This is a genomic window from Micromonospora sp. CA-240977 (assembly GCF_050942285.1).
Lineage (GTDB): Bacteria > Actinomycetota > Actinomycetes > Mycobacteriales > Micromonosporaceae > Micromonospora.
This window is the reverse complement of record NZ_CP192055.1, coordinates 6,764,425-6,786,728: the sequence shown is the minus strand read 5'-3', so window position 1 is coordinate 6,786,728 and position 22,304 is coordinate 6,764,425. Positions and strand designations below refer to the sequence as shown.

Below are 22,304 nucleotides of genomic sequence, written 5' to 3'. Positions count from 1 at the left end.
GCTGATGCCAGGTCAACAGCGCCGTGGCGGCGGGTCCGGTGGCAACGAGGGTGGTCGCCGCGACAACCGCCGTGAGGGCGGCCGCGGAAACGCGCCCGTCGAGAAGACCCCGCACCTTGAGCGGGTCGTCGCGATCAACCGCGTCGCCAAGGTCGTGAAGGGTGGTCGTCGCTTCAGCTTCACCGCCCTGGTGATCGTGGGCGACGGCGACGGCACGGTCGGCGTGGGCTACGGAAAGGCCAAGGAGGTGCCCGCGGCCATCGCCAAGGGTGTCGAGGAGGCCAAGAAGCACTTCTTCAAGGTCCCGCGGATCGGTCAGTCGATCCCGCACCCGGTGACGGGTGAGGACGCCGCTGGCGTCGTGCTGCTCAAGCCGGCCTCGGCCGGTACGGGTGTCATCGCCGGTGGTCCGGTGCGCGCCGTGCTGGAGTGCGCCGGGATCCACGACGTGCTCTCCAAGAGCCTCGGTTCGTCGAACCCGATCAACATCGTGCACGCCACCGTGGCGGCCCTGAAGGGGCTTGAGTCCCCCGAGCAGGTCGCGGCGCGTCGTGGCCTGCCGGTGGAGGACGTCGCGCCGGCCGCCATGCTGGCGTCGCGTGCGGGGGTGGCGCGCTGATGGCACGTCTGAAGGTCACCCAGCTCCGGTCCGGTATCGGGACCAAGCACAACCAGCGTGAGTCGCTGCGTTCGCTCGGTCTCAAGCGGATCAACGACGTGGTGGTCAAGGAGGACCGGCCCGAGATCCGCGGCATGATCTTCACTGTGAGCCACCTCGTGAAGGTCGAGGAGGTCGAGTAATGACGATCAAGGTGCATCACCTGCGCCCGGCGCCCGGTTCCAAGACCGCGAAGACCCGCGTGGGTCGCGGTGAGGGTTCCAAGGGCAAGACCGCTGGTCGCGGTACCAAGGGCTCCAAGGCCCGCAAGAACATCTCGGCGGCGTTCGAGGGTGGGCAGATGCCCATCCACATGCGCCTGCCGAAGATGAAGGGCTTCAAGAACAAGTTCAAGGTGGTCTTCCAGGTGGTCAACCTGGACCGACTCGCTGAGCTGTTCCCGAATGGTGGTCAGGTCGGCCCGCTGGAGCTCGTCGAGTCCGGCGCGGTCCGCAAGGGTCACCCGGTCAAGGTCCTCGGCACCGGGGACCTCGGCGGTGTGGCGCTCCAGGTGTCTGCGCACGCGTTCAGTGCGTCGGCCAAGGAGAAGATCGCCGCTGCCGGTGGCTCCGCCACCGAGCTGTAAGGCGTACCGCCCATGGCGCCCGTCCAGTTGTGAGCAACTGACGGGCGCCATGGTCTGCCTGGGCCTCGAACGCCCGGTAACATCGGAATCGATTTATGTAGTCGGGCGCATCTGCCCGGACCGGGGTCGGACTGTTAGAGTCCCATCCCAGCCATGGATTGCGGGCACTCGCCCGTGATCCACCCCCACCCGCCAGGGATCACCGGCGGCCCGCCTCGCGCAGGAGGAAGAAGTTGCTGTCCGCCTTTCTCAGTGCGTTCCGTACGCCTGACCTGCGCAAGAAGCTGCTGTTCACAGTAGGCATCATCGCGGTCTACCGGCTGGGTGCGACGCTCCCCAGCCCGGGCGTCTCGTACGGCAACGTGCAGAAGTGCCTCGACTCCATCTCGGGTGACACGACGGGCCCGCTGAATCTGCTCAACCTCTTCTCCGGCGGAGCGCTGCTACAGCTCTCGGTCTTCGCGCTGGGCATCATGCCCTACATCACCGCGTCGATCATCCTGCAGCTGCTGACCGTCGTGATCCCGCGGCTGGAGCAGCTCCGCAAGGAGGGCCAGGCCGGCCAGGCGAAGATCACGCAGTACACGCGCTACCTGACCCTCGGTCTCGGCGTGCTGCAGGCCTCGGCGTTCGTGGCGCTGGCCCGCTCGGGGCAGCTGTTCCAGAACCGCTGCGACCAGTTCCCGATCATCCCGACCGGCACCGGCATCCCGGACTGGCTGACCCTGACCATCCTGGTGATCACCATGACCGCCGGCACCGGCATGGTCATGTGGCTCGGTGAGCTGATCACCGACCGGGGCGTCGGCAACGGCATGTCCGTTCTGATCTTCACCTCGATCGCGGCCCGGCTGCCCGGCGAGGGCTGGCAGATCAAGACCAGCCAGGGTTGGGGCAAGTTCGCCCTGGTCATCGCGCTGGTTCTGGTGGTCATCACCGCTGTCACCTTCATCGAGCAGGCGCAGCGCCGGATTCCCGTGCAGTACGCCAAGCGGATGATCGGCCGGCGGATGTACGGCGGCACCTCGACCTACATCCCGCTGAAGGTCAACCAGGCGGGTGTGATCCCGGTCATCTTCGGCTCGTCGCTGCTCTACCTGCCGCAGCTGGCCCTGCAGTTCTTCGACCAGAACGATCCGGGCAAGGTCCAGGCGTGGATCCAGAACAACCTGGTCGCCCCGAACAGCCCGATCTACATCTCGGTCTACTTCCTGCTGATCATCTTCTTCACGTACTTCTACGTCTCGATCACGTTCAACCCGACCGAGGTCGCGGACAACATGAAGAAGTACGGCGGGTTCGTGCCGGGCATCCGGCCGGGCAAGCCGACTGCCGACTACCTGGACTTCATCCTCAGCCGGATCACCCTGCCGGGCGCGCTCTACCTCGGCATCATCTCGATCCTGCCGAACTTCTTCTTCATCTGGCTGGACAGCCAGCAGTACCAGAACTTCCCGTTCGGTGGCACCGCTGTGCTCATCATGGTCGGCGTCGGTCTGGAGACCGTGAAGCAGATCGAGAGCCAACTCATGCAGCGGAACTACGAAGGGTTCCTGCGGTAGATGAGACTCGTTCTGGTTGGCCCGCCGGGTGCGGGTAAGGGCACGCAGGCGGAGTTCGTCGCCGCGCACCTGTCGGTACCCAAGATCTCGACCGGAGACATCTTCCGCTCGAACGTCACCCAGGGCACGCCGCTCGGCGTCGAGGCGAAGCGCTACATGGATGCAGGCGAGCTGGTTCCGGACGAGGTCACCATCAACATGGTCCGGGACCGGCTGGCCGAGCCCGACGCCAGCGAGGGCTTCCTGCTCGACGGCTTCCCGCGGACCACGCCGCAGGCGGCCGCCCTGGACAAGCTCCTCGCCGACCTGGGCACCGCGCTGGATCTGGTCCTGGAGCTGGTGGTCGACGACGACGAGGTGATCAGGCGCCTCTCCGGTCGGCGTACCTGCCGGGGCTGCGGCAAGATCTGGCACGTCGAGTTCGACGCCACCACCCGGCCGGGCATCTGCGACAGGTGCGGCGCCGAGCTGTTCCAGCGCGACGACGACAAGCCGGAGACGATCGCCACCCGGCTTCGTGAGTACAGCGAGAAGACCGCGCCCCTCGTCGACTACTACGGCGCTCAGGGCAAGCTGGTCGGGATCGACGCCACCGGCCCGGTGGAGGACGTCACCACCCGGGCCATCGACGCACTGCGGTCGTACGGCGGCTGAGGTCCCGCCGGACCACGGCGGATAGAGTGCGAACAGCGGGGTACGCGTGACGTGCCCCGCTGTTCGGCAACGAAAGGTAATCGCTCCATGCGTCGTCCCCAGCTGGACATCCAGCTGAAGACCCCTGACCAGATCGAGAAGATGCGGGCCGCCGGTCTGGTGGTCGCCGAGGCGCTTCGCCGGATGCGGGAGGCTGTCGCCCCCGGTGTGAGCACCGCCGATCTGGACGCCATCGCCGAGTCGACAATCCGTGCGGCGGGTGGCGTCCCGTCGTTCAAGGGCTACCACGGTTTCCCGGCGTCGATCTGCTCCTCGGTCAACGAGCAGATCGTGCACGCCATCCCGTCGCCGAAGCAGGTGCTTCAGGCCGGTGATCTGATCTCCATCGACTGCGGCGCGGTGCTGGACGGGTGGCACGGGGACTCCGCCATCACCGTCGGGGTCGGCGACGTCGACCCGGCGCTGCTGAAGATGGCCGAGGTCGCCGAGGACGCCATGTGGGCCGGCATCGCCGCCGCCGCCCGCGGCGCGGCAAGCGGCAAGGGCCGTCTCACCGACATCTCGCACGCCGTGGAGAGCGCGGTTCGCAAGGGCGGCCGGTACGGCATCGTCGACGGCTACGGCGGCCACGGCATCGGCACCGAGATGCACCAGGACCCGCACGTGCTCAACCACGGCCGGCCGGGCAAGGGCCCGCGTCTGGTGCCCGGCATGGCGTTGGCCATCGAGCCGATGATCACGATGGCGTCCCCCCGTACCGTCGAGTTGGCCGACGGCTGGACGGTCGTCACCCGGGACGGCTCGATCGCGGCGCACGTCGAGCACTCGATGGCGCTGCTGCCCGACGGCGTGTGGGTGCTCACGGCCTTCGACGGTGGCCGCGCCCGCCTGGGCGACCTGGTGACCGCCCGCCAACCCGCGGCCTCGACAACCCCCTAGCACTCCCGCCCCGCGCCGGTGGAGCACGAGGTGTGGTCGCGCCGGTGTGGTGGCAGCTTCATGATCGACCGAGCTCTGGGGCAGGGCGTGGCTGGCGTGGCGGTGGCATGCTTGCCGGCATGGACGGGCGCGACGGGATGCGAGCGGCGGACGCGGACCGCGAGGCGGTGGCCGAACGGTTGCGGGTAGCCCTCAACGAGGGTCGTCTGGACCTGCACGAGTACGACGAGCGGTTGCAACGGGCCTACGCCGCGCGGACCTACGCCGAGCTGGACACGCTGCTGCTGGACCTGCCGCCGACGCCGCCCCCGGCGCAGCCGGCCCTGCGGTCGGCCAGCCCGGTGGCCGGGCCGTCCGCCGGTCGGCTCGCCTCGTTCGTGCTCAGCGACACCAATCGTTGGCTGGGCGAGGTGTGGTGGCCGTACCTGAGGGTGCTCGCCATCGTGGTGACCGTCTGGGGCGTGACCTCGCTGCTGAGTCAGGAACTGCTCTACTTCTGGCCGGCCTGGGTGGCCGGGCCGTGGGGGGTGGTGCTGCTGCTCCGGACGGTCGGTGGGCTGGCCGGGGGAGAGCCCCGACGCAAGGCGATCGAGCGGGAGCGTCGGCGCGAGCGCAAGCGGAAACGCGAGCTACCCCCCAACAACCCGGACAACCCACCCCCAACCCCCTGACCCACCCCACCCCACCCCACCCCACCCACCCACCTCGTGTTGATCATGAGGATGTCGTCGCCTCAGGCGGCGTGTCGGGACGACAACCTCATGATCAACGGGAGTCGGTGAGGTGGATGGGTGGCCGGTTTGGCGTGCGAGTGCAGGCCGGCGTACACTTTCAGATCGGCGCACAGCGTCCACTCCGGCATGCCCACCCTGCGCTTCGGTGGGACCTGGAGCCGCGGCTGGCGCGGTCTTCTGATTCTGATCAGATTTCCGTGTAAGACGTTGTGGGCCGCCCGGAGCAATCGACGTCAGGACAGCGGAGGACATGCCGAAAAAAGACGGAGCCATTGAGATCGAGGGTCGGGTCATCGAGCCCCTGCCGAACGCCATGTTCCGGGTGGAGCTCGCGAACGGCCACAAGGTGTTGGCTCACATCAGCGGCAAGATGCGGCAGCACTACATCCGCATCCTTCCGGAGGACCGGGTCGTCGTCGAACTCTCGCCGTACGACCTGACCCGCGGGCGCATCGTCTACCGCTACAAGTAGTCCTGACGGCGGCCGGGAAGTCCCGTGTCCGTCTTCGACGTCCGGCGTCACGCATCGCGCGTCCCCGGGCCAGATGGGAAGTAAGGCAACCGTGAAGGTCAAGCCGAGCGTCAAGAGGATCTGCAACAAGTGCCGGGTTATCCGCCGGCACGGCCGGGTCATGGTCATCTGCAGCGACCCGCGCCACAAGCAGCGCCAGGGCTGACTCAGCCCGCCCGGCCGTAGTCCGGTCGGGTGGCGTTGGTCCGGGCAGATCCTCAGCGACACACACATCACACATGCTCGTCCCAGCCGCGAGCGGTACGCGAGTCGTACTCCTTCGTGGCTGACCCCCGGTCGGAGGCCGGGGCCCGCTCGGGCAGCGACCGATCCCGGTCGCCGGCGCTCACCGCGTCGGAAAGACGGGACGGCCGGTAGCGGGATGGGACGGGTCCACACCTCCGCCACACATCACGAGGAGTACGCCCGCACATGGCACGTCTAGTCGGCGTGGATCTCCCCCGCGAGAAGCGGATGGAAATCGCGCTCACCTACATCTTCGGGCTCGGTCGCACCCGCGCCCAGGAGACACTCGCCGCTACCGGCATCTCGCCGGACAAGCGCGCTCGGGACCTCACGGACGAGGAGCTCGTGCAGCTCCGCGACCACATCGAGGGCAACTACAAGGTTGAAGGCGACCTGCGCCGCGAGGTCGCCGCTGACATCCGCCGCAAGGTTGAGATCGGCTGCTACGCCGGCATCCGGCACCGCCGGGGCCTGCCCGTGCGTGGCCAGCGGACCAAGACCAACGCACGGACCCGCAAGGGCCCGAAGCGGACCGTCGCCGGCAAGAAGAAGCCCGGCAAGAAGTAGTTCTTGACCGGATGACGGGGTCGGCCGCCACCGAGGTGGGCCAGGCCGCAACCCGATCCGGAAAGTCAACTAGGAGCGCACAGACTTATGCCACCGAAGGCTCGTGCCGGAGCCGCTGTCAAGAAGGTCCGGCGCAAGGAACGCAAGAACGTCGCCCACGGGCAGGCGCACATCAAGAGCACGTTCAACAACACCATCGTGTCCATCACGGACCCGACCGGTGCGGTCATCTCCTGGGCCTCCGCTGGCCAGGTGGGCTTCAAGGGCTCCCGCAAGTCGACTCCGTTCGCCGCGCAGCTGGCCGCCGAGGCTGCCGCGCGTCGCGCCATGGAGCACGGCATGCGCAAGGTCGACGTGTTCGTCAAGGGCCCCGGCTCCGGCCGGGAGACCGCCATCCGTTCGCTGCAGGCCGTGGGCCTCGAGGTCGGCCAGATCGCCGACGTCACCCCGCAGCCGCACAACGGATGCCGTCCGCCGAAGCGTCGCCGGGTCTGAGAGGTAGAGAGAGATGGCTCGTTACACCGGTGCTGACTGCCGCCGTTGCCGGCGGGAGAAGATGAAGCTGTTCCTCAAGGGCAGCAAGTGCGATGGTCCGAAGTGCCCGTTCGAGTCCCGGCCGTTCCCGCCCGGGCAGCACGGCCGCGGCCGCACCAAGGAGACGGAGTACCTGCTCCAGCTCCGCGAGAAGCAGAAGGCCCGCCGCGTCTACGGCGTGCTGGAGAAGCAGTTCCGCGGTTACTACGAGGAAGCCGTTGGCAAGCAGGCGAAGACCGGTGAGGTCCTCCTGCAGATCCTCGAGTCGCGGCTGGACAACGTCGTTTACCGGGCCGGCTACGCCCACTCGCGGGACATGGCCCGCCAGCTGGTCAAGCACGGTCACTTCACGGTGAACGGCAAGAAGGTCGACATCCCGTCGTACCGCGTCAAGGAGCACGACATCATCGAGGTTCGGGGCAAGAGCAAGGAGCTCACCCCGTTCATCGTCGCGCAGGCTCAGGCCGGCTCGAAGACGGTTCCGGCGTGGCTTGAGGCCATCCCGAGCCAGATGAAGGTGCTCGTGCACTCCCTCCCGGCCCGGCAGGTCATTGACACGCAGGTCCAGGAGCAGCTGATCGTCGAGCTCTACTCCAAGTAGTCGGAGCTCGTTCGGTGGCCCGTCCTTCGGGGCGGGCCACCGGAACAGTTTGTGTCGTGGGCGTCAAATAGCGGGCGCCCCGGAAGAGAAGAGAAAAGATGCTCATCAGCCAGCGACCCTCCCTCTCCGAGGAGTCGATCAACGAGACCCGGTCGCGGTTCGCCATCGAGCCGCTCGAGCCGGGCTTCGGCTACACCCTGGGTAACTCGCTGCGGCGTACGCTGCTGTCGTCGATCCCGGGCGCGGCCGTCACCTCGATCAAGATCGACGGTGTGCTGCACGAGTTCACCACGATCCCCGGTGTCAAGGAGGACGTGGTCGAGCTCGTCATGAACATCAAGGAGCTGTGCGTCAGCTCCGAGCACGACGAGCCGGTCAGCATGTACCTGCGCAAGCAGGGCCCGGGGGACGTGACCGCGGGTGACATCCAGCCGCCGGCCGGCGTCTCGGTGCACAACCCGGATCTCAAGCTCGCCACCCTCAACGGCAAGGGCCGGCTCGACATGGAGCTGACCGTCGAGCGGGGCCGGGGCTACGTGACGGCGGCGCAGAACAAGCAGTCCGGCGCCGAGATCGGCCGCATCCCGGTCGACTCGATCTACTCGCCGGTGCTGAAGGTGACCTACCGCGTCGAGGCGACCCGTGTCGAGCAGCGCACCGACTTCGACCGGTTGATCATCGACGTCGAGACCAAGCCGTCGATGGGTCCGCGTACCGCGCTGGCCTCCGCCGGTTCGACGCTTGTGGAGCTGTTCGGGCTGGCCCGGGAGCTGGACGAGACCGCCGAGGGCATCGACATCGGGCCGTCCCCGCAGGACGCCCAGCTGGCGGCGGACCTGGCCCTGCCGATCGAGGAGCTGGACCTCACCGTCCGCTCCTACAACTGCCTCAAGCGCGAGGGCATCAACTCCGTTGGTGAGCTCATCGGGCGTACCGAGGCCGACCTCCTCGACATTCGCAACTTCGGTCAGAAGTCGATCGACGAGGTCAAGATGAAGCTCGCCGGGATGGGTCTCGGGCTGAAGGACTCGGCTCCGAACTTCGACCCGGCGCACGTCGTGGACACCTTCGGCGAGGCCGACTACGACACCGACGACTACCGCGAGACCGAGCAGCTCTAGTCCGCGCTGCCGCCACAACTGAGGAGCACCAAAAATGCCCACGCCCACCAAGGGCCCCCGCCTCGGCGGCAGCCCCTCGCACGAGCGGCTGATGCTCGCCAACCTGGCGACCGCGCTGTTCCAGCACGGCAAGATCCAGACCACCGAGACGAAGGCCCGTCGGCTGCGTCCGCTGGCCGAGCAGCTCATCACCAAGGCCAAGCGCGGTGACCTCGCCTCGCGGCGGCGGGTGCTGGGTGTCGTCAAGGACAAGGACGTGGTCTACGCCCTGTTCGACCAGATCGCGCCCCGGTACTCCAACCGCCCCGGCGGTTACACCCGGATCGTGAAGACCGGTCCCCGCAAGGGTGACAACGCGCCGATGGCGATCATCGAGCTGGTCGAGGAGCTTCAGGTCGCCGAGCCCAAGGTGAACAAGAAGACCGCGGCCCGCAAGGCAGCGCAGCAGGACAAGGTCGAGGCGCTCGCCCCGGCCGACGAGACCCCGCAGTCGGCCTCGGCCGACCAGGACTCCGAGGCGCCGGTGTCGGCGTCCGGTGACACCGCCGCCGCCCGCGAGGACAGCGACGAGGCCACCGAGAACAAGGCCTGATCAAGGGCATTGTCGGGCCCGGCACCCCATCGGGGTGCCGGGCCCGACCCGTAACAGGAGGTACGAGGTGGACGAGCGGATCCGGCTGCGGCTGGACGTCTCGTACGACGGCACGGGCTTCTCCGGCTGGGCCGCCCAGCCGACCCGCCGCACCGTCGCGGGTGTGCTCGTCGAGACCCTGGACCTGGTCCTCGGTGCCGGCACGGTCACCGGGCTGACGGTCGCCGGGCGAACCGACGCGGGAGTCCACGCCACCGGGCAGGTGTGCCACCTGGACCTGCCCGTCGACGTGTGGCGGCAGCACGACGGGCGGCTGCTGCGTCGCCTGGCCCGACTGCTCCCCACCGACGTGCGCGTACGCGCGATGACCGAGATGCCGGCCGACTTCGACGCCCGGTTCTCGGCGACCTTCCGGCGCTACGAGTACCGGGTCACCGATGCGCCCTTCGGTGCGGAGCCGTTACGCCGGCACGAGGTGCTGGCCTGGCCGAAGCCGCTCGACCTGGCCGCGTTGAATGCCGCAGCGACCGGCCTGGTCGGTGAGCACGACTTCGCCGCGTACTGCCGGCGCAAGGAGAACGCGACGACGTGGCGCGAGGTGACCCGGCTGGACTGGCGCCGCGACCCGGACGGCATCCTGGTCGCGACGGTGCAGGCCGACGCGTTCTGCCAGGCGATGGTGCGCAGCCTGGTGGGGGCGATGCTGGTGGCCGGGGACGGCCGCCGCCCGGTCGAGTGGCCGGGCAGCCTGCTCGCCCGTCAGGAGCGCTCCAGCGAGGTGACGGTGGCTCCGGCGCACGGGCTGACCCTTGTCGCCGTCGGCTACCCCGCGGATGCGTCGGAGTACGCCCGCCGGGCCGACCTCACCCGTCGACTGCGGGTTCCGGTCGAGGGCTGACCCGCCGGCGGTGTGGCGAGGGCTCACTCACCGGGCAGGCCGCCGTCGGCGCCGCTGGTGGTGGACTCCGGTGTCGGCTGGGCGGCGGTGCCACCGTCGGCCCGCTGTTGCAGGACGCCCCGGCTGAGGTGCAGCTCGATCATGTCGAACAGGATCTCGCGGACCGTGGTGTCGCCTGCCTTGATCGTCGCCCCGTCCTCGCGGACGACAAGCGCGTACGCCAGGTAGTGACCGCGTACCTGCCAGCCGACCCGGGCGGGGGCGCTGGTCAGCACGTCGGTGCCGTCGCCCTCGCCGCCGGTGAGGCCACGGAACCGGCCCTGCCGTTCGTCGAGGAGCGGGCGGATCCGGTCCCGGGCCCGTTCCGCGCTGACCTTGTCGGTGAGGTTGAACAAGCCGGCGGTGACCAGGTGGCCGCCGTCGGGCGTACGCAGCGTGGCCCGGACGACCTGGTTGCAGCCGAGGAGGGTCAGCAGGTCGGCGACCTCGCCGGTGGCGGCGACGGCGCAACTGCCGCTGGACTGTGTCTTGAGCACCTGGTAGCTCGGCTGGCCGGCGGTGACCTTCAGCTCCTTGCCGGGGAAGAGTTCCTTGGCGGTGAGCGGGGCCTGGTCGGACTCTCGGGAGTCGAGGGCCAGCGGTTCCGCAGCGGCGGACGTCGGCGCGGCGTTCGGCTGGTATGTCGGGTCGGCCGTCGGTTGTCCGTCGCGCTCGTCGAGCAGCGCGGCGGCGCCGAGGCCGCAGAGTGCGAGCAGTACCAGGACGGCCGCGCCGCCGATCAGCACCTGCCACAGCCGGCCGCCGCCGCGCCGGGGCTTGGGCTGCGCCGCGGTGGCGGAGGTGTAGACCTGGCTGCTCGGCGGGGCGGGCGGAATCTCGGCGCGGGCCGCCGCTGGTTGCGTCGACGGCAGGGCGAGCTGGTTCGCCCGGGGCAGCGACGGCGTGGGGAAGCGTGACGGAGAGGGCCCGGCCGGTGGGGGCGGACCGGCGCCGAACACCGACAGGTCGGACCCGGGCTCCGGGTACTCCTCGAAAGCGTCCTCATCGGACTCGTACCGATACACCATGTCGCCCAGAGTAGGAGTGATTGTCCCTTTAGGGGGTAATATCGGGGAAATGTGCGCGTGGGTCGCGTCATGGCCGGCCCGGGCCGGTGCGAGAATTGCCGGCGTGACCGGCGACCACTACTTCACCGCTCAGCCCGCCAGCGACGCTCCGCCGCGCGAGGTCGAGTTCTCCGTCGCCGACCGCGACTACCGGCTCGTCTCGGCCGGCGGCGTCTTCTCCGCCAGCCGCCTCGACCCCGGCACCGCCGTACTCCTGCGCAAGGCCGAGCTGCCCGCCGCCGACACCGCCGGTGACCTGCTCGACCTCGGCTGCGGGTTCGGCCCGATCGCCTGCGTGCTGGCCGACCTGGCACCGGCGAGCACGGTCTGGGCGGTCGACGTCAACGCCCGCGCCCGCGAGCTGACCGCCGCCAACGCGGCCCGGGTCGACGCCGCCGAGCGGGTCCGGGTTCGCGCGCCGGACGACGTGCCGGCGGACATCCGGTTCGCCGAGATCTGGTCCAACCCACCCATTCGGATCGGCAAGGACGAGCTGCACGAGCTGCTGCTGCGCTGGCTGCCCCGACTCGCACCGGACGGCGTCGGCTGGCTGGTCGTCGCCCGGCACCTCGGCGGCGACTCGCTGCAACGCTGGCTCACCGAGCAGAGCTGGCAGGTCGAGCGGTACGCCAGCCAGAAGGGCTTCCGGGTGCTGCGGGTCACCCGGTAATTGGATGTCCCTCCCGCCCCCGCTGGGGCAGGATCCCGGCGTGGGATACGTGGATGTGGCAGCGGTCGGGCACATCCTGCCCGACGGTCGGGAACTCTTCGCCGACGTGTCGTTCCGGGTGGGTGAGGGCAGCAAGATCGCCCTGGTCGGGCCGAACGGCGCGGGAAAGACGACCCTGCTGCGGATGGTCGCCGGTGACCTGCCGGTGCGCACCGGCACTGTCGCCCGGTCCGGCGGTCTGGGCGTGATGCGGCAGTTCATCGGCATGATCGGCGACGAGTCGACGCTCGCCGACCTGGCGCTGTCACTGGCCCCGCCGTCGCTACGGGACGCCGGCCGCCGGCTCGCCGAGACCGAGGCGGCCATGCGGGCGGCCGAGGCCCACGGCAAGTTCGGCAACGCCGCGGCCAAGGCCCAGCTGGCGTACGCCGACGCGCTGGCGGCCTGGGGCGAGTCCGGCGGGTACGACGCCGAGGTGCTCTTCGACACCGTGGCGACCATCGTGCTCGACCGCACCTGGTACACGGTGCGGGACCGGCCGGTGCGCACCCTCTCCGGGGGTCAGCAGAAGCGCTTCGCGTTGGAGCTGCTGCTGCGCGGCCCCGACGAGGTGCTGCTGCTCGACGAGCCGGACAACTTCCTCGACGTGCCCGGCAAACGCTGGCTGGAGGCGCGACTGCGCGAGTCGACGAAGTCGGTGCTCTACGTCTCGCACGACCGGGAGTTGCTGGCCCAGAGCGCCGACCGGGTGGTGGCCGTCGAGGGCGGCAGCGCCTGGGTGCACCCAGGCGGCTTCGCGAGCTGGCACTCCGCCCGGGTCGCCCGGCATGCCCGCCTCGACGAGCTGCGCCGGCGCTGGGACGAGGAGCACCAGAAACTGCGCGAGCTGATGCTCATGTACAAGCAGAAAGCCGCGTACAACGACGGGTTGGCCTCGCGTTACCAGGCCGCGCAGACCCGGCTGCGCAAGTTCGAGGAGGCCGGGCCGCCGCCCGTACCCCCGAAGGACCAGGACATCCGGATGCGGCTCAGCGGCGGGCGGACCGGCAAGCGCGCGGTCGTCTGCGAGCAGCTGGAGCTCGACGGCCTGACCTTCCCCTTCGACCTGGAGATCTGGTACGGCGACCGGGTGGCGGTGCTCGGCGCCAACGGCACCGGCAAGTCGCACTTCCTGCGGCTGCTGGCCCGGGGTGGCACCGACCCCGACCCGGCCAACGGGCCGGTCGACGGGGCGGGGGCGCTCGCGCCGGTGGCACACGACGGCGTGGCCCGGCTGGGCGCCCGGGTCCGGCCCGGGCACTTCTCCCAGACCCACGACCGGCCGGAGCTGATGTCGAAGACACTTGTCGAGATCCTCTGGCGGGGCGACGAGCACCGCACCGGGATGGACCGGCACGCGGCGATGGGGGTGCTCAGCCGCTACGAGCTGGCCGCACAGGGCGACCAGCGCTTCGGCACGCTCTCGGGTGGTCAGCAGGCCCGTTTCCTGGTGCTGCTGCTGGAACTGTCCGGTGCGACGCTGCTGCTGCTCGACGAGCCCACCGACAACCTCGACCTGGCCAGCGCGGAAGCCCTCGAAGCGGGCCTGAACGCGTTCGAGGGGACGGTCGTCGCGGTCACCCACGACCGCTGGTTCACCCGCTCCTTCGACAGGTTCGTGCTGTTCCGGGGCGACAGCGAGGTGGTGGAGACCCCGGAGCCGGTCTGGGACGTGGGGTGATCCCCGCCGACCTGCCCGGTCGACTCTGCACCGTCACCGGAGTGGTCGCCGTGGCGCTCGGTGGCAGCCGGGCGCGGGGCGAGCACCGCCCGGACTCCGACTGGGACCTGGGCCTGTACTACCGGGGCGAGCTGGACGTGGCGGCGCTGCGTGTGGTTGCCGGAACGGTCGCCGACGACACCGATGTCACGCTCACCGCCCCGGGTGGTTGGGGCCCCTGGGTCGACGGCGGCGGTTGGCTACGGATCGGCGGGGTGGCGGTGGACTGGATCTATCGGGACCTCGACCGGGTGCGCCGCGTCTGGGCGGACTGCCGGGCCGGCCGGTACGAGGTGGGGATGCAGACCGGGCACCCGCTCGGGTTCTACTCGTCGGCCTACGTCGGTGAGGTGGCGCTCTGTCAGGTGCTTGCGGACCCGACCGGCCAGCTGACCCGGCTGAAGGAACAGACCCGCGACTATCCGCCCGCACTGGCCGACGCGCTGGTGGCGGGCGGCTGGGAGGCCGGGTTTCTGCTGGCCGCCGCGGCCAAGGCCAGCGCCGGCGGGGACAGCGGGTACGTCGCCGGCTGCCTGTTCCGGGTGGTGGGAGTGCTCGCCCAGGTGCTGCACGCCCGAGCGGGTCGGTGGTTGGTGAACGAGAAGGGGATGATCGCCGCCGCGGGACGGCTGCCCTGCGCTCCGCCGGACTTCGCGCAGCGGGCGCAGGCACTGCTCGGCGGCGTCGGCCGCAGTCCCGCCGAGCTGGCCGTCACCATCGGCACCGCCCGCGACCTGGTCACCGAGGTGGTCGGCTGAGCCTCCGCCGGGGTGGTCCACGCCTGGCCGGCATAGGGTGGATCGCGTGACTGACATGACCTATCGCCGGTTGGGCGACTCCGGGCTCGTGGTGTCCGTGGTCGGCATCGGCTGCAACAACTTCGGCCGCAAGCTGGACCTCGACGGCACCCGAGCGGTGGTGGACGCCGCCCTGGACGCCGGGATCACCCTGTTCGACACCGCCGACATCTACGGCGAACCGCAGGGCGGCTCCGAGGAGCTGCTCGGGCAGGCCCTCAAGGGACGCCGGGACGACGTCGTGGTGGCCACCAAGTTCGGCATGGACATGAACGGCCTCAACGGGCCGGACTTCGGTGCCCGCGGCTCGCGGCGCTACATCGCCCGCGCGGTGGAGGCGTCGCTGCGCCGGCTCGGCACCGACCACATCGACCTGTACCAGATGCACGAGCCCGACCCGGGCACCCCGATCGACGAGACCCTGGCCGCCCTTGACGATCTGGTCCGCGACGGCAAGGTGCGGTACCTGGGCAACTCCAACTTCGCCGGCTGGCAGATCGCCGACGCGGACTGGGTCGCCTCGTCCAACGGCCGGGCCCGCTTCATCAGCGCGCAGAACAACTACAGCCTTGTGGAGCGCTCGGTGGAGACCGAGATCATCCCGGCCTGCGAGCGGTTCGGCCTCGGTATGCTGCCGTTCTTCCCGCTCGCCAACGGGCTGCTCACCGGCAAGTACAAGCGCGAGGCCCAGCCGCCAGCCGGCAGCCGGCTCTCCGGCGGTGGCCGGTACGCGGAGCGGCTCGCCGCGGCCGACTGGGACACCATCGAGGCGATCGAGGCGTACGCGGCCGAGCGGGGTGTGACGATGCTCCAGGTGGCGATCGGTGGGCTGGCCGCCCAGCCCGCGGTGACCTCGGTGATCGCCGGTGCCACCACGCCCGAGCAGGTGCGCGCCAACGCCGCGGCCGGCACCTGGGAGCCCAGCGACGAGGACCTGGCGGCACTGCGCGCCATCCTCTGAGCGGCGCGGCCTCTTGATTCACTCGTGTTCCTGGAAGTCGGGGTGACAGGGGGCCGGGAAGGCGCGGTTTCATGAATGTCGAGTCGCGGCCGGGTGGTCAGGTGACGCCAGTGAGGGCTGGCGGTGACCACGCCCGGTCGGGCTGGTGAGATGACGGCGGGCCGGGCCGCTTGTCGCGGCCCGGCCCGTTTCGTCGTCGGTGTCGGTCGGTCGGCCGATCCGGCGAGATCGTCTTCTCGGTCAGGTGGTGGCGCGGCGGCGGCCGAACAGCATGGCCACCCCCATCGCCGCGGCGACGAGGACCAGGCCGGCCGCCGCGAACGGCCACCAGCCAGCCCCACTGCCGCCGTCCGCCGGCCTGTTGACCGCGACCGGCCTGGGCGCCGGCGGAGACTGCGCGGCACGGGCCTGCACCGTGGCGGTGGCCTCGCCCGGCAGTGGAGCTGGGGAGTTCACCTTCACCTTCCACGTGCCGGCGGTGAGCACCGGGCCGCTGCTGTAGAAGCCCTGCCCCTCCGGCTGCGGCTCCAACTGCACCGGTCCGACCTTCTGCCCGTCCGGGCCGGTGGCCGTGAGCACCAACCGCACCACCCGGTCCAGCCGCCGGCCATCGGCGTACGTGGCCTGGATGGTGACCCCCACAGCCCCGTCGCCGGCCACCGTCAGCTTGATCTTGTCAGCCTGGGCGGCCGCCGGGGCAGCGGAGAACAGGGTCAGGGCCAGCCCGGCGAACACGGCGGCCAACACCTTGCGGATAACCGTCACGGACATCTCCTCAACTACGAATGAGGGAGGCCCCTCCCCGACGCCGCAACGTCGGGAAGGGGCCCCGTCGGATCAGAGCTGGCGACCGGGCGCCAGCCGGGTGGCATCGCCACCGAGCCGCCCGGTGCCCTTGACCGATTCGCCGTCGTTCGCCTTGACGCCGGCCTTGCTGGCCGCACCGCCGAGACGAACGATCATCGCGTCGGTGTCCCGGACCAGAACATCCCGGACCTCCGCCTCAGCCACCAGCGTGGCGTCGGCGGCGAGCGTGCGGAACGCGGTCAACTGCTTGATCGCCTTGCCGTCGTTGCCGGCCGCCTCGGCCTGACGGGCCGCGTCGAGCTTGGCCGTCAACTGCTTGTGCGCCTTGGCCGAGAGCCGACCCGTCGCCTTGAACCGGTCCAGCAGGTTCTGCATGTCCCGGAACGAGGTGGTGACGAAGAACCGCACCGCCGAGGTGGTCTCGTTGCCCGCCTTGTCGGTCGCGGTCACGGTCAGCTCGTGCAGGCCGAGCGGCAGCTCGTACATGGCCTGCAGGGTGCCGCTGGCGTACGCCTGGCCGTCCAACTTGCCGACCACCGTCGCGATGCCCGAGGTCGGGTCGACGGCCTGCCAGGACACCCGAACGTCCTGGCTGTCCCCGTAGAGCTGGCCGTCGGCGATCCCGGACACGAGCAGCGTCGGCTTGGTGCCGTCGATCTTCAGGATCGCCGACTTCAGCGTCTCGACGTTGCCCGCCTTGTCGGTGGAGCGGTACAGCAGCTCGTGCTGCCCGTCACCGGTCACCGCGATCGGCGTCGTGTACGGCGTCCACTCGCCGCCGTCCAGCGACCACTCCACCGTCTTGACGCCGGAACCGGCGTCGGTCGAGGTCAGCACGACGGGGATAGTCCCGTTGTGCCAGCCGGCGTCGTTCGCCGGAGCGAACGTCGCCGAGGTCACCGGCGCGGTGGCGTCGATCTTGGCGGAGACGGTCTTCGTCTCCTCCACGTTGCCGGCCTTGTCGGTCGAGCGGAACCGAAGCTCGTGCTCGCCGTCCCCGGAGACGACCACCGGTGCGGTGTACGCCGTCCAGGTGGTTGCCCCGTCCAGCTGGTACTCCGTACCGGCGAGCCCGCTACCGCCAGCCTCGTCGGCGCCGGTGAGCGTCACCGTCACCGGCCCGGTGTACCACCCCTCGATCGGGGTGCCGGAAACCGCCGCCGTGGTGACCGGCGCGGTCTCGTCGGCCACCTCCGTGCTGAGCCGGAAGTAGTCGAACGAGGCGGTCTTCGACGCCGTCTGGTTGGCGCCGAGGGTGAACAGCCCGACCTTCGGGGTGGCCCCCACCGCGCTGTTGGTCAGTGTCTCCAGCGCGGTCCAGGTCGTCCCGTCCGCCGAGTACGACGCGGTGAACGTGTCGCCAGTGCGGGCCAGCCGCAGGTGCCACACCGCCGAGGTGAGGCTGGTCGCCTCCGGCTGCGGGCTCTGCACCGTCCCGGCGATCTCGCTGCGGAACTCGATCCGCCGCGTCACCGCCGAGCCGGCCTGGTTGTCCGCGATGAAGTCGAACTTCAGGTAGTTGTCGTCGTCCGCCTGCACGAGCAGACCGGCCTGCTGGTACTGCTCGTTCAGCAGGCTGCCGTCGACCTTCGTCTCCAGGGTCCAGTCGCCGGACGGCGCGGTCTGGAGGATGAAGTTCTTCGGCCCGGTGTTGTCGGTGCCGTAGATGTCACCATTCGGCACGTCGATCCGCAACGCGCCGTCGGTGACCCGGTAACCGGCCGGGTCCTCCCGCAGGATGGCGTCCCACCGGCACTTGTCCAGCGAGCTGCCGGTGAACTCGTCCGACGGGTCGACCGGGCCGGCCGGGGCGTCCGGCGTGACCTGGAACGAGTCGAACGCGGCGTCGACGACCGGCGCCTCGGTGCCGCCGTTGAGGGCGAAGACCCCGATCCGCGGGTTGGTGATGCCGGCCAGCGCGGCCGAACGGCCGACCGGGGTGAAGGTCTGCCCGTCGCCCGAGGAGGACGCGGTCAGGTTCGTCCCGTCGCTGGTGATCCGCAGGTACACGGTGTCACCCGCCGGTGCGGCGGCGCTGTCCGCGGCGTCGTTGCGCGGCGTGGCGGCCGTCTCCCGGATGAACTCCACCCGCCGGCTGCCGTTGTACAGCAGGTCCAGCTTGGCGTAGTTGTCGTCGTCGCCGTACACCAGCAGGCCAGCCTGCTGGTAGTTGGCCGTCACCGGCAGGGTGACCTTGGTGGTCATCTCCCAGGCGCCGGTCGGGGCCGCCTGGAGCACCAGGTTGGTGGCGTCGTTGCGAGCCCCGTAGAGGTCACCGACCCCGGTGGGCAGCCGCAGCGCGCCGCCACTCTGCGAGTAGAGCTGGTTCTCGCGGATGACACTGGTCCAGCGGGCCTTGTCGAGGCTGTTGCCGTTGAAGTCGTCCGAACGCGCCCCGACGCAGGACGTGTCCGGCGCGTTGACCCGCACCGGCACCGTGGCGTACGACTTGGCACCCTTGCTGTCGGTCACCGTGAGGGTGGCCGTGAAGGCGCCGACGCTGGTGTACGTGTGGCTGGCGTCCAGTGTGGACGCCGTACCGCCGTCACCGAAGTCCCAGGCGTACGTCAGCGGGGTGTCGCCCTCGGCGTCGGTGGCCGTGCCGTCGAAGGCGACGGTGACCGGTGCGGTGCCGGTGGCCGGGGTGGCCGTGGCACTGACGGTCGGCGGCGCGTTCTCGGTGACACCGCGACCGACGAAGTCCATCCAGTTGACGTTGAACAGCGAACCCGTTCCGCCGTTCGGATCGCGGGCAACGAAGAACAGCGAGCCGCTCGCGGCACCGGTGACCGGCGCGCTCACGTCCGTGTACGTCTGCCACGCCCCGGTCGACGGCACGACGGCCGTGGCGACCACCGGTCCGTCAACCGCGCCCGCGTGGACCTCGATCCGACCGCCAGCGGCGGCCGAGGCGGCCCGGAACCGGATCTCGGTGATGTTGGTCAGGTTCGCCGGAGCGACCGACCACCAGTCACCGTCCTCGATGAACGCGATGCTCTGGCCGCCACCCGCGGTGTCGGCCCCGGCCTCCCGCTGCACGCCGGCGTCGCCGCCGCCGGTGCTCACCGGGGTACGCCCGGTGGCGGTGAAGAACTCGGCCTGCTTCTGCTTGGGCTGGAGAACCTCGATCTGCCGACCGGTGAGCGCGCCGGAACCGCCCGCGCCACCCTTGTCGGTGTAGGTGGCCTCGAAGACCGCGAAGACGTTCGCCTCGGCGCCGTGCCCGGAGGCGAGCGACGTCTGGACGGTGCCGGTGCAGCCGGTGTGCTGCTCCAGCGGGTGGGCGTGCTCGTCGTGACCGAGCAGCACCTGGAGGTTCACCTTGGTGCAGTCGATCTGCCCGTCCTCGGGATCGGTCACCTTGACCGTGTAACGGACCTGGTCACCCCAGTTGAAGAAGCCACCGTCCGGCGGGAACTCGATGGTCACCGTCGGTGCGGTGTTGCCCACGGTGACCGGCACGTTGGCCACCGCGGTACGGCCCTTCGGGTTGGTCACGGTGAGCTGGGCGGTGTAGTTGCCAGCCGTCGCGTAGGTGTGCGTCGGGTTCGCCTCGGTGGAGGTCTGCCCGTCGCCGAAGGCCCAGGCGTAGGTGAGCGCGCCACCGTCCGGGTCCCGGGAGCCGGCACTGGAGAAGGTGACTGTCAACGGCGCCGGACCCGAGGTCGGGTTGGCGGACGCCGCCGCGATGGGTGCACGGTCACCGGCGGTGTAGTCGATCCGGTAGACGCCGGAGTTGTCGTTGTTGCCGCCGAAGCCGCTGCCCCACTCGATCAGGTACAACGCGCCGTCCGGGCCGAACTCGAAGTCCATCGGCCGGATCATGCTCATGCCGGTGAGCAACTGGTTGATGTCCACGAGGGACTTGCCGTCGGCGCTCACCTGCATCGTGTACATCTTGTTCTGGTTCCACTCGCCGAGCAGCGCCTTGCCGTCGTAGTACGCCGGCCACTTGCGGGTGGAGTTGAGGTTGGCGTCGTACCGGTAGGCCGGGCCGCCCATCGGCGCGCCACCGCCACCGATCTCCGGGTACCGCGCGTCACCGGCGTAGCCGTAGTCGACGGTGGCCGGGACGACAGGTGGGAGGTTGGTCAGGCCGGTGTTGTTCGGCGAGTTGTTGACCGGCGCGGCGCAGTCGAACTTCGCGCCGCTCGGGCCGGACGGGAACGTGTAGTCGTTGTAGGCCTCGTTCGTACCCGTGCAGTACGGCCAGCCGTAGTTGCCCGGGGTCACGATGTTCCACTCGACCAGGCCCCGCGGGCCCCGGTCCGGGTTGTTGGCGTTGGCGTCCGGTCCGTAGTCACCGACGAAGAGCGTGTCGGTCTTCGGGTCGGTGCCGATCCGGAACGGGTTGCGGAAGCCCATCGCGTAGATCTCGGGACGGGTCTTCTCGGTCCCCGGCGCGAACAGGTTGCCCGTCGGAACGGTGTACGTCCCGTCGTCCTCCGGGTGGATCCGGAGCACCTTGCCGCGCAGGTCGTTGGTGTTCGCCGAGGTGCGCTGCGAGTCGTAGTCCTGACGGCCCGGCCGCTCGTCGAGCGGCGAGTACGAGTTCGACTCGAACGGGTTGGTGTTGTCACCGGTGGCCAGGTAGAGGTTGCCGGCGCTGTCGAAGGTCATGCTGCCACCCGCGTGGCAGCACGTGTTGCGCTGCGTGTCGACCCGCAGGATCTGCTTCTCGCTGGCCAGGTCGATGGTGTCGCCGGTCACCGTGAAGCGGGACAGCAGGTTGCGGGTGACGTTGTCGTTCGGGGCGTAGTAGAGATACACCCACTTGTTGGTGGCGAAGTCCGGGTCGAGCCGGATGCCGATCAGACCGTCCTCGTTGCCGGTGAAGACGTCCAGGTCGACGGCGGTGACGGTGCTGCCGGTGTCCGGCTTGATGATCTGCACGCGGCCGTCACGCTCGATGTAGAAGACCCGCCCGTCGGGGGCGATGTCCAGCTCCATCGGGTTGCTGGTGTTGCTGTCCAGCGTGACCTTCTCGAAGTTCGAGGTCTTGGAGGCGCCGCAGTCGGCGTCCTCGACACCGGCCGCGGTCCGGATGCCGCCGAGCAGGTGGGACAGGAACTCGGGCTCGGCGTACGACTCCCGGGTGTGCCCACCGCCGGTGTACCAGGAGCGGCCACCGTCGAAGTCCTGACACCAGGAGGTCGGGTGGTCGGCGCCCATCGCGCCCGCGCCCGGGGTGTAGCTCTTCTCGTCCAGGCTGGCCAGCACGTGCACGTCCGGCCGCGGGTTGGTCTGGAAGTTGTACCACTCGTCGAACCGGGACCAGCGGTCCGGCAGCTCGGCCGTGGACGGGTGGGCGTGGTCCTCCACCTTGACAGTGGCCTGCTGGTTCTGCGGGTGGTTGGCGAAGTACGCGCCGACCAGGTCGCCGTACCAGGCCCAGCTGTACTCGGTGTCCGACGCGGCGTGGATGCCGACGTAACCGCCGCCAGCCCGCACGTAGCGCTCGAACGCCGCCTGCTGCTCGGCGTTGAGGACGTCACCGGTGGTGGAGAGCCAGATCACGGCCTTGTACTTCGCCAGGTTGGCGTCGCTGAATGCGGCGCCGTCCTCGGAAGCGTCCACTGTGAATCCGTTGTCGGCGCCGAGCTTCTGGATGGCGGCGATGCCGGTGGGGATGGAGTCGTGCCGGAAGCCGGCGGTCTTGGAGAAGACCAGGACGGAGAAGGGATCGTCGGCGGCCTTTGCGGGCAGCTTCGGTGCCACCTGGGTGACCGGGGTTCCGGCTGCAGCCTCCCGCGGGGGGACCTGTGCGGCGGCCGGCGCGGCTTGCGCGGGCGTGCCGAACAGGGTCGTCGAGGCGAGGGCCAGGGAGATGAGGGTTGCGGTGATGGGTAAGCGGGCACGACGAGAACGGGACACGCCGCCTCCTGTGTCGTAGTGACAGAGCTCGCGGGAGTCGGCACGCCGAAGGCCGTCCCTGATGGAGCCGGTGGTGACGCCGTGCCAGGGTGCCCCCACCGACATTTTGTCGAATCGCTGAACAAAT

General features: G+C 69.9%; 22 protein-coding genes. 19 read left to right on the top strand and 3 right to left on the bottom strand.

Going from position 1 to position 22,304, the window contains the following annotated elements:
• Positions 1–4 precede the first annotated feature (4 nt).
• The 15 genes from rpsE to truA all read left to right on the top strand — a co-directional run bounded on the left by rpsE (position 5) and on the right by truA (position 10,203).
• On the top strand, positions 5–619 hold the full coding sequence (gene rpsE, locus ACQPWW_RS30795) for a 30S ribosomal protein S5 (RefSeq protein ID WP_007465263.1): 615 nt from the start codon (positions 5–7) through the stop codon (positions 617–619).
• On the top strand, positions 619–801 hold the full coding sequence (gene rpmD, locus ACQPWW_RS30790; RefSeq protein ID WP_007465262.1) for a 50S ribosomal protein L30: 183 nt from the start codon (positions 619–621) through the stop codon (positions 799–801). Before rpsE ends, rpmD begins: the two co-directional genes overlap by 1 nt.
• The gene (gene rplO / locus ACQPWW_RS30785) at positions 801–1,244 is read left to right on the top strand and encodes a 50S ribosomal protein L15 (protein ID WP_088950230.1); all 444 of its coding nucleotides are present in this window, start codon (positions 801–803) and stop codon (positions 1,242–1,244) included. Before rpmD ends, rplO begins: the two co-directional genes overlap by 1 nt.
• Positions 1,245–1,477: 233 nt before the next feature.
• The gene (secY, locus tag ACQPWW_RS30780; protein WP_357253566.1) at positions 1,478–2,806 is read left to right on the top strand and encodes a preprotein translocase subunit SecY; all 1,329 of its coding nucleotides are present in this window, start codon (positions 1,478–1,480) and stop codon (positions 2,804–2,806) included.
• Positions 2,807–3,460 carry an adenylate kinase gene (locus tag ACQPWW_RS30775; RefSeq protein WP_007465256.1) on the top strand — a complete coding sequence of 218 codons (654 nt, stop codon included), beginning with the start codon at positions 2,807–2,809 and terminating at the stop codon, positions 3,458–3,460. It abuts the gene before it with no gap.
• 87 nt (positions 3,461–3,547) lie between these two features.
• A complete protein-coding gene (gene map, locus ACQPWW_RS30770; RefSeq protein WP_433127351.1) occupies positions 3,548–4,399 on the top strand; it encodes a type I methionyl aminopeptidase in 852 nt (283 codons plus the stop codon).
• Positions 4,400–4,536: 137 nt separating this feature from the next.
• Positions 4,537–5,070 (top strand): DUF1707 SHOCT-like domain-containing protein, encoded by a 534-nt coding sequence (locus ACQPWW_RS30765; protein WP_433134688.1) that lies wholly within the window; start codon positions 4,537–4,539, stop codon positions 5,068–5,070.
• Between the two features lie 313 nt (positions 5,071–5,383).
• On the top strand, positions 5,384–5,605 hold the full coding sequence (gene infA, locus ACQPWW_RS30760) for a translation initiation factor IF-1 (protein ID WP_007073013.1): 222 nt from the start codon (positions 5,384–5,386) through the stop codon (positions 5,603–5,605).
• A gap of 91 nt (positions 5,606–5,696) precedes the next feature.
• The gene (rpmJ, locus tag ACQPWW_RS30755; RefSeq protein WP_043965539.1) at positions 5,697–5,810 is read left to right on the top strand and encodes a 50S ribosomal protein L36; all 114 of its coding nucleotides are present in this window, start codon (positions 5,697–5,699) and stop codon (positions 5,808–5,810) included.
• Between the two features lie 266 nt (positions 5,811–6,076).
• The gene (rpsM, locus tag ACQPWW_RS30750) at positions 6,077–6,457 is read left to right on the top strand and encodes a 30S ribosomal protein S13 (protein ID WP_088950226.1); all 381 of its coding nucleotides are present in this window, start codon (positions 6,077–6,079) and stop codon (positions 6,455–6,457) included.
• Positions 6,458–6,544: 87 nt separating this feature from the next.
• Complete coding sequence (gene rpsK, locus ACQPWW_RS30745; RefSeq protein WP_030329919.1) at positions 6,545–6,952, top strand: 30S ribosomal protein S11; 408 nt, start codon at positions 6,545–6,547, stop codon at positions 6,950–6,952.
• Between the two features lie 13 nt (positions 6,953–6,965).
• Entirely contained in the window at positions 6,966–7,592 is a 627-nt protein-coding gene (gene rpsD, locus ACQPWW_RS30740; protein ID WP_030489600.1) for a 30S ribosomal protein S4, read from the top strand.
• Positions 7,593–7,690: 98 nt separating this feature from the next.
• Entirely contained in the window at positions 7,691–8,713 is a 1,023-nt protein-coding gene (locus ACQPWW_RS30735; protein ID WP_007465227.1) for a DNA-directed RNA polymerase subunit alpha, read from the top strand.
• A gap of 34 nt (positions 8,714–8,747) precedes the next feature.
• Positions 8,748–9,305, top strand: coding sequence for a 50S ribosomal protein L17 (gene rplQ / locus ACQPWW_RS30730; protein ID WP_357412702.1), 558 nt, complete (start codon positions 8,748–8,750; stop codon positions 9,303–9,305).
• 67 nt (positions 9,306–9,372) lie between these two features.
• A complete protein-coding gene (truA, locus tag ACQPWW_RS30725; protein ID WP_433127348.1) occupies positions 9,373–10,203 on the top strand; it encodes a tRNA pseudouridine(38-40) synthase TruA in 831 nt (276 codons plus the stop codon).
• Between the two features lie 23 nt (positions 10,204–10,226).
• Here truA and ACQPWW_RS30720 read toward each other — a convergent pair whose 3' ends face one another.
• The gene (locus ACQPWW_RS30720; RefSeq protein ID WP_433127346.1) at positions 10,227–11,270 is read right to left on the bottom strand and encodes a hypothetical protein; all 1,044 of its coding nucleotides are present in this window, start codon (positions 11,268–11,270) and stop codon (positions 10,227–10,229) included.
• Positions 11,271–11,373: 103 nt separating this feature from the next.
• Here ACQPWW_RS30720 and ACQPWW_RS30715 point away from each other — a divergent pair, with 103 nt between their 5' ends.
• From ACQPWW_RS30715 to ACQPWW_RS30700, 4 genes are read left to right on the top strand one after another with little or no spacing between them, the layout of a single operon-like run.
• Positions 11,374–11,979 (top strand): class I SAM-dependent methyltransferase, encoded by a 606-nt coding sequence (locus tag ACQPWW_RS30715; RefSeq protein ID WP_433127344.1) that lies wholly within the window; start codon positions 11,374–11,376, stop codon positions 11,977–11,979.
• Positions 11,980–12,019: 40 nt separating this feature from the next.
• Entirely contained in the window at positions 12,020–13,699 is a 1,680-nt protein-coding gene (locus tag ACQPWW_RS30710) for an ABC-F family ATP-binding cassette domain-containing protein (RefSeq protein WP_433127342.1), read from the top strand.
• A complete protein-coding gene (locus ACQPWW_RS30705; RefSeq protein ID WP_433127340.1) occupies positions 13,696–14,496 on the top strand; it encodes a nucleotidyltransferase domain-containing protein in 801 nt (266 codons plus the stop codon). The genes ACQPWW_RS30710 and ACQPWW_RS30705 overlap by 4 nt, the downstream gene beginning before the upstream one ends.
• A gap of 37 nt (positions 14,497–14,533) precedes the next feature.
• A complete protein-coding gene (locus tag ACQPWW_RS30700; protein WP_433127338.1) occupies positions 14,534–15,496 on the top strand; it encodes an aldo/keto reductase in 963 nt (320 codons plus the stop codon).
• Between the two features lie 240 nt (positions 15,497–15,736).
• Here ACQPWW_RS30700 and ACQPWW_RS30695 read toward each other — a convergent pair whose 3' ends face one another.
• Together ACQPWW_RS30695 and ACQPWW_RS30690 are read right to left on the bottom strand one after the other, a co-directional pair.
• Positions 15,737–16,261: a hypothetical protein gene (locus ACQPWW_RS30695; RefSeq protein ID WP_433127337.1), complete on the bottom strand. Its 525-nt coding sequence runs from the start codon at positions 16,259–16,261 to the stop codon at positions 15,737–15,739.
• Positions 16,262–16,333: 72 nt separating this feature from the next.
• The gene (locus ACQPWW_RS30690) at positions 16,334–22,177 is read right to left on the bottom strand and encodes a ThuA domain-containing protein (RefSeq protein WP_433127336.1); all 5,844 of its coding nucleotides are present in this window, start codon (positions 22,175–22,177) and stop codon (positions 16,334–16,336) included.
• Positions 22,178–22,304 lie beyond the last annotated feature (127 nt).

Bases quoted from the DNA above. Each gene is read 5' to 3' on its own strand.
- ACQPWW_RS30765 (WP_433134688.1), top strand. From the start codon at position 4,537: ATGCGAGCGGCGGACGCGGACCGCGAGGCGGTGGCCGAACGGTTGCGG.
- rpmD (WP_007465262.1), top strand. From the start codon at position 619: ATGGCACGTCTGAAGGTCACCCAGCTCCGGTCCGGTATCGGGACCAAG.
- rpsE (WP_007465263.1), top strand. From the start codon at position 5: ATGCCAGGTCAACAGCGCCGTGGCGGCGGGTCCGGTGGCAACGAGGGT.
- rplQ (WP_357412702.1), top strand. From the start codon at position 8,748: ATGCCCACGCCCACCAAGGGCCCCCGCCTCGGCGGCAGCCCCTCGCAC.
- map (WP_433127351.1), top strand. From the start codon at position 3,548: ATGCGTCGTCCCCAGCTGGACATCCAGCTGAAGACCCCTGACCAGATC.
- ACQPWW_RS30775 (WP_007465256.1), top strand. From the start codon at position 2,807: ATGAGACTCGTTCTGGTTGGCCCGCCGGGTGCGGGTAAGGGCACGCAG.
- rplO (WP_088950230.1), top strand. From the start codon at position 801: ATGACGATCAAGGTGCATCACCTGCGCCCGGCGCCCGGTTCCAAGACC.
- rpsK (WP_030329919.1), top strand. From the start codon at position 6,545: ATGCCACCGAAGGCTCGTGCCGGAGCCGCTGTCAAGAAGGTCCGGCGC.
- ACQPWW_RS30720 (WP_433127346.1), bottom strand. From the start codon at position 11,270: ATGGTGTATCGGTACGAGTCCGATGAGGACGCTTTCGAGGAGTACCCG.
- rpsM (WP_088950226.1), top strand. From the start codon at position 6,077: ATGGCACGTCTAGTCGGCGTGGATCTCCCCCGCGAGAAGCGGATGGAA.
- rpsD (WP_030489600.1), top strand. From the start codon at position 6,966: ATGGCTCGTTACACCGGTGCTGACTGCCGCCGTTGCCGGCGGGAGAAG.
- infA (WP_007073013.1), top strand. From the start codon at position 5,384: ATGCCGAAAAAAGACGGAGCCATTGAGATCGAGGGTCGGGTCATCGAG.
- ACQPWW_RS30735 (WP_007465227.1), top strand. From the start codon at position 7,691: ATGCTCATCAGCCAGCGACCCTCCCTCTCCGAGGAGTCGATCAACGAG.